Source organism: Microcoleus sp. BM001215392, assembly GCF_036700185.1.
GTDB lineage: Bacteria > Cyanobacteriota > Cyanobacteriia > Cyanobacteriales > Microcoleaceae > Microcoleus.
Genome location: NZ_JAUBOJ010000038.1, coordinates 1 through 6,321, shown reverse-complemented (window position 1 = coordinate 6,321; position 6,321 = coordinate 1). Strand labels below are relative to the sequence as shown.

The window sequence follows — 6,321 nt, the reverse complement described above, 5'->3', positions numbered from 1 at the left end:
CTGTCTTGGTTGCTGTTGCCACTGTTTTCGGGATGGCTGTTGCTGTCTTGGTTGCCATCATCGGGGGCTCTGTCGTTAGGGTCATTGTCCCACAAGGACATGACCGACTTTTTCAATTTTTCGATCGCCAGTGGTGCTATTTCGGTTGCTGTGGCGATGGCGGAACTCAATGCAGCCATCGCATCGATAACGCTAAGTTCTGCGGATTGCAGCGACGATACCTGCGCTTCTTTGATGCGGATTTCTTCTTGCAATACTGCGATTTTGTCAGAAAAAATTTCTCCTAACATAGCTTTTGACTCCTTGTTCTGGGGTTGTCTCACCTGAGCCACTTCCAATTCGGGACAGGTGGTTTTTGCTCCAGCGCGAAGCGCTTTTAATCAAGTTGTTCAATTGCTATAAAACACGCACCGCGCGCCTTTTAAGCACGCGCCGCGCCTTTTTAAACACGCACCGCGCCTTTTTAAACACGCACCGCGCCTTTTTAAACACGCACCGCGCCTTTTAAACACGCGCCGCGCCTTTTGAACACGCATCTATAGAGTCTGTGGAGGAAAATAGCGTTCGTTAATTTGGGCATTTAGCCCCTTATTCCAGGGTATTGGTACCGTAGTCCCGGTGGGAAGCTGGCGACCTTTGACACACAAAACAGTACAAATGCGATCGGGTACAATACCTTTAATATAGGTACTGTGACCAGAGTAGTACCTATATTAAAAATACTTATATAATAGACCTAAGCGACTCAATGGCTATTACAGTGGTGCTTTTAATCAATGAAATCTTTTGAACAGACCTTTTTAACCCAGCAACCGATTACCCAAAAACTGCTCCAGACGATTCGCTTAATTGGGGAGTACAAAGGTAAACAGGAATTGTACAAACAACAAGCACCACAAGTGCTAGAAACTTTGCGGCAAACTGCGATTATTCAAAGTACCGAATCTTCTAACCGCATTGAAGGAATTACCGTTCCTCTGGCGCGAATTCGCAAATTAGTAACGGAACGCACAGCACCAAGGGATCGTTCAGAACAGGAAATCGCGGGCTATCGGAATGTGCTGAATACAATTCACGCTAGCTATGGTTATATTCCATTTACTCCGAATATTGTTTTGCAGTTTCATCGCGATTTATATCAATTTAGCGTCGGTTTAGGTGGCTGTTGGAAAACAACAGAAAATCTAATTACGGCAACCACAACTGATGGTAGACAAATAGTGCGATTTACTCCTGTTGCCGCCTATGCCACCTCTCATGCTATGGAAGAGTTGCATGAGAAATTTAATCTATTTTCCCGTGAAGGTGAGATTGAACCATTGTTACTGATTGCTAGTTATGTTCTCGATTTTTTGTGCATTCATCCGTTTCTGGATGGTAACGGACGAATGGCAAGATTGCTGACCCTGTTATTGTTGTATCAAGCGGGTTATGAAGTAGGGCAGTTTATTAGTTTGGAACAAATTGTGGAGCGCACCAAAGACAGCTATTATGATGCCTTGTACCAATCTTCTCAAAATTGGCATGAGGGGAAGCATAGCTTGTTGCCTTGGTGGGAGTATTTTTTAGGCGTAATGTTACTGGGAACTTATCGAGAATTTGAGCAGCGGGTTGGGGTAATTGGAGGAGCAAAAGGAACGAAAACGGCAATGGTTTTACAGGCAATTGAGAGTTTGCCTTGGGAGTTTTCAATGCGAGAATTACAGCAACGTTGTCCGGTGGTTTCTGTGGATTTAATTCGTCGCATTTTGCGTCAAGAACGGGATGAGGGAAGAATTAAATGTGTGGGACGGGGAGTGGATGCGCGGTGGCGAAAGTTATAGACAATTTCCAAGGGAACGCATTTCAGAGGCGGTGATTGCTTTTGCTCAACAGATAGTAGCACAACGGCAATTCAAAAACAAGCGATCGCCGTTCCCACGCGCTCGCGCGTGCCAGGACTGCGCGAGTTCCGCTCCATTGCTAATTTTAGTAATTTAGCTTTTAGTCATTTTATAAAATTAGCTTTATAGCTTTGTCGTGAAGCTTGATAGACTAAAATAGTAAAAGTAGCTTTTTAGTGAATTAGATATTGACTAATTTCGTTTTTTAGATGACGATATATAGAGAAAACCCGATGTCCCTAAAGCCATGATTGCAGTCGCCATCGCGTCCCTGTCCGGGGGGCAGGGCAAGACAAACGCATCTCTATTCCTGAGTCGCCTCCTATGGTTGCGTAATTCCTAAATAAATTGCTACAGCAATTTCCAGGTTTATGGAGTACGGTTGCAAGGGTTTGTCAACCATTTGGGTAAGTGCTTGGGATTAAGGTGTACTTTATTTACCTGGAATCTGCTGTATAAGTTTCATCCAAACCTCACGGGAAACTCAGACACAAAGCGTGCTGAGAGGGAAGCAACTCGGAGGATTTTAATCCCCGTTGTATTTTCAGGATATAGCAGTTCTAGATGTCTGTCTTATCCACTTTGTATCAATTTTATGTAGTTCTAAAAAGCGCTAAAATTCTAAATGCTGCACGGCCCGCCGCTTAGTTTCCTCGCCGCGCCTGTCATATTTTGCCGTAGTTACCGGAGAAGCATGACCCGCCAACTTTTGCACCGTAACAATATCCACCCCAGCATCGAGGAGGTCCGAGCAAAACGTGCGCCGGAAGTCGTGGGGACTAAAAGACTCCACCCCAGCGAGTTTAGCCCGCCGCTGCACAATCTTCAACACGCCATCCTCCGTCATCCGCCGGCGCTGAATTTCGCCCCCTTTCCGAATCGGGTACAACAGAGGCCCACTTGCCTCTCCCCTCAACTCCAGCCACTCGGACACTAAAACGCAAGCAGACTCCGGGAGGTAAACCGTCCTGTCTTTCTTGCCCTTACCCTCTCGGACGAACAGCGCTCCCGTGGATAAGTTAAAATCTCGCCTCAACAGATTAACCGCCTCACCGCGACGGATGCCACCCCCTCGCAAGATAGCAATCAGCGCCTTATCCCTAACATCAATAGGAGTCTTACCAGAGCAGCTTTGCATCAATGCAGCAATCTCAGAGAGCGTTAGCGCGCGCCCCCTAACTTTTCCCGATTGCTTGATACTCCTGACATCCACCGCTTTACTGTAATCTTGAGGGTCGATTAAATCCAACCGCAGAGCTTCCTTTAACACCCGCCGCAGGGCGCACAGCATTTGGTTTACCGTCGCGGGGGCGTACTTTTTCTCTAGAGCAGAGCGTAGAGCCGCCGTATGTTTGTAGCGCAATGCAGCCCAATTCAAAGTCATTGCGTCACACTCAGAGCAAGTCAGCATTCGGGCCATGATATTGAGTCCTTCTCTCATGGTTGCCTTTGACCGTTCGCTCCCCAAACTGTCGAGGTACACTGCTGCTGGATGCTGAGTCAGGGGGACCGGACAGCGCAAATTCAAGGTTTCCGGCTCTTGCTCTCCAAGTAAGTCGAGCATTTACTCTTTCAAACTGACGTTATAAATACTAAATTTTACGCCTTCCGCGACATAAAATATCGATCGATTTGGCTCTTATTTCGTGAATTCTCGCCGTCCGGCGAGCGAACTCGTGTGTTCTTTCTTGTGGCCGCGGCAAGGAGTAAGGAAGGCTAAAGGATCGAAGTCTAGATTGGCGGCCCCATCCGCGAATCGCTTACATCCCCACGGCCGGGGCACGGGGGATGCAAGCTCGTTTTTCGTTAACAATACTTCGGACAGTTTTTCTATGACTGAATGACTTATCCTCGCTTGACTTTGAGCCACTGTGGATAATTAAATCAAAGTCATGTCCACCCCTGACTTGCATTTAATTCGACTTTTTCGCGATCCTTAGCCTGTAAAGCTTGTATGGCATTTCTTGTAAAAATGAGGTGCACTCCTATTCCCTGAATATCAAGGCTTTCAAGCCTTATTGCATACCTCATCTATCTGAGAAACGCTATAGTATCGTTCCAAAAACTGTCCGGAGTATTGGTTAACAGACTTGCGTCAAGATTACTTGCACAAATTAGACAATATATGGGGCTGGACTTTATATGATTATTGCGATCGCACCTAATCCCTTCAACTTATCGCTCCTAAAAGAGGTATAACCAGATCATTTATTTGCCAATTACAATCGCCCAGATCAAAGATCGATCGCCCTTGCAAAAAAAAGTGCGATCGATCGCCTTTCCATGCAATCTATGTTATGTTTGAGAGTAAATATAAAAGAGTTCGCGCTTTGATTATTTACTACTCTTTCCAAACTTAAGTATCCCCAAAAATATATGCACAATGCCAACTGAAGACGAGCGGTCAACATCGCCTAATGAACCCACAGAACCCGCTCAAAATAGCGATCCGTTGGCTTTCTCTTCTGAGTTAAGGTTAAATATAACAGAAGGAGTCGAATTCATTACCGATCGACTTATCTTAGGACAAAATATAACCCTCGATTTATTTGGCGGTAAAACATCTCAGATGGCCGAAGCTATCAACGTTGACTTGATAGCTGAGTCAGGAATTCAAACATCAATTGCTGAACTGTTACCAAAACTACCTAGACAGAGTATAGACCAAATTATCGCCAGTAACCCCCAGGCATATTTCCTTGAATATGCAGCACCCGTACTAAAACTAGGAGGTCGTATTTATATCAATGCCACGAAAAGAAATCCTTTCGGCAAACTCCCAAATGCCGAAACCCTAGAGCAACTGGGATTAATAGTTGTGCAAGAAAACGCGCCACTAGACACCAGATTTACCAATCAAAAATTTTCTAGGGAAACTCCCAGAAATGATGGCACTTTAGAAATTCCGTTATCTAGCTTAAAAACTACTATTTTGGAGAAAATTTAATGACTATAATTAGCAATCATTTTGACCTACTCTATTTTACCAATTGTAACTTCGATCCACCTTTAATTCGCGATTCAAAAGTCGTCATTCCCACCCGTCAACTAGGCTTATTACCAAGTCATCCACTTAATCCCCAAAATGAAATAATTTTCCTCTCAAAATCTTACCTAATTTTCGAGGGAGTGAAATCATCGGTACGTCAGTTAACCGGATATATAGAAGAACCTCCTGGTTCTCATCATTTCAAACCTCTAGAAGAAAACTCTAGAACACTCATAGATGATGATTTTCCCGATGTTGGTCAAACAGTAAGTTTGTTTGGGCTAGAAGGTGCTTTTGAAGATCCGTTAGAATGGGTTGATTGGGAAATTGAAAGTACATCATTTTATCTCATGGAACATCCATCAGATGACTGGGAATTTACAGAATTGTGGATAGATACAACTAATTTTCCTCTAAAAGTTATGCTATTGGTTAGAGATAAGCAGGGAATTAGCTGTGTTTACGATCCATCTCAAAATTATCAACTAATATTTTTAAGTTTAACTTATGAAGAGGCGAACTTATGGCTAGAAAAACAATATAAACTTGTGCCGCAGCGTTTTCCCAAAGAGGTATGTGTATAACGTCGCATTCTAATATCAACTCTCACCTACCTGGAGGGAGGTGAGAGTTGAATGCTGTTTCAGCTAATCCAGGTATCTCGTCGATTAATTCGTCGATTAATGTCGATTAATTCGACTTGAAACAGAGCTGCTTTCGCCGTTATCCTTTAGGTAAAGTAGGCTTTGGTGGGAGGTCAAAAACAATCACAAATGTGAATTCTTTGACTAACCGTTGCAAAACTCGAAAATGATCGTCTGCATCGTTCCTCCTGCGAAATCGCGCTACAATAATACGCTGACAATTAGGCAGCAACTTAACGATGCACCACGGATGTAATCTCTCAGAATAGGTCATTTTCACCTCAGCAGTGACAGTAATAGATTGCGTCGTTGTTGACTGCTTGTCATTACGTTAATTGAGACAAGATTCTTCAAGACAGGTCACGTTGATGTTGACAATTAATTATGTTTGTGCATCAAACAGCTCAAATTCTCTTTTAACGCATTCTCTTTGAATGCACCCTATTATTCAGAAGGCGGACACAGCAAGCTCGCCAGTATCTCTGGAATTTCCTCAAAGTGTTCGAGCAGAAAATCCATTAGAGCTAAATGGCGCAAATCGACAGCAGTAGGAAATCTTCGATTTTTTCCGCGTTTAAACCAACCCCGCACCGTCGAATTAGAGCGGGAACAAATTTCGGCAATTTGCTCGTAACTTACCCCCCATTTGACATAAAACTGCCTTGGCGTCATGCCCAATTGGCATTGGCTGTAAACTGCAATCAAATTGCGTTCTCTATCTGTCAAAGTATGCGGCTTTTTCATCCTGATACCTCTCTAAATCTTCCTCCCACGCCGTATCAAATTGACACCAAGCTGCACTCTT

6 protein-coding genes are annotated in these 6,321 nt (G+C 44.0%); 3 read left to right on the top strand and 3 right to left on the bottom strand.

All coding sequences use genetic code 11. The annotated features are described in order from the left end of the window. Positions 1 to 290 (bottom strand): hypothetical protein (locus tag QT974_RS06980; RefSeq protein WP_333467794.1); only part of this gene is annotated, 290 nt, incomplete at its 3' end. 486 nt (positions 291 to 776) lie between these two features. On the opposite strand from QT974_RS06980, the gene QT974_RS06975 reads away from it, so the two are divergent. Continuing rightward, positions 777 to 1,823 (top strand): Fic family protein, encoded by a 1,047-nt coding sequence (locus QT974_RS06975; protein WP_333467793.1) that lies wholly within the window; start codon positions 777 to 779, stop codon positions 1,821 to 1,823. A gap of 673 nt (positions 1,824 to 2,496) precedes the next feature. Here QT974_RS06975 and QT974_RS06970 read toward each other — a convergent pair. Then, a complete protein-coding gene (locus QT974_RS06970) occupies positions 2,497 to 3,447 on the bottom strand; it encodes a tyrosine-type recombinase/integrase (protein ID WP_333467792.1) in 951 nt (316 codons plus the stop codon). An 819-nt stretch (positions 3,448 to 4,266) separates the two neighbouring features. On the opposite strand from QT974_RS06970, the gene QT974_RS06965 reads away from it, so the two are divergent. Both QT974_RS06965 and QT974_RS06960 read left to right on the top strand, forming a co-directional pair. After that, entirely contained in the window at positions 4,267 to 4,830 is a 564-nt protein-coding gene (locus tag QT974_RS06965; protein WP_333467791.1) for a hypothetical protein, read from the top strand. Next, the gene (locus QT974_RS06960) at positions 4,830 to 5,456 is read left to right on the top strand and encodes a hypothetical protein (protein ID WP_293183631.1); all 627 of its coding nucleotides are present in this window, start codon (positions 4,830 to 4,832) and stop codon (positions 5,454 to 5,456) included. Before QT974_RS06965 ends, QT974_RS06960 begins: the two co-directional genes overlap by 1 nt. A gap of 504 nt (positions 5,457 to 5,960) precedes the next feature. Here QT974_RS06960 and QT974_RS06955 read toward each other — a convergent pair. Then, positions 5,961 to 6,260, bottom strand: coding sequence for a helix-turn-helix domain-containing protein (locus QT974_RS06955; protein ID WP_333467790.1), 300 nt, complete (start codon positions 6,258 to 6,260; stop codon positions 5,961 to 5,963). Positions 6,261 to 6,321 lie beyond the last annotated feature (61 nt).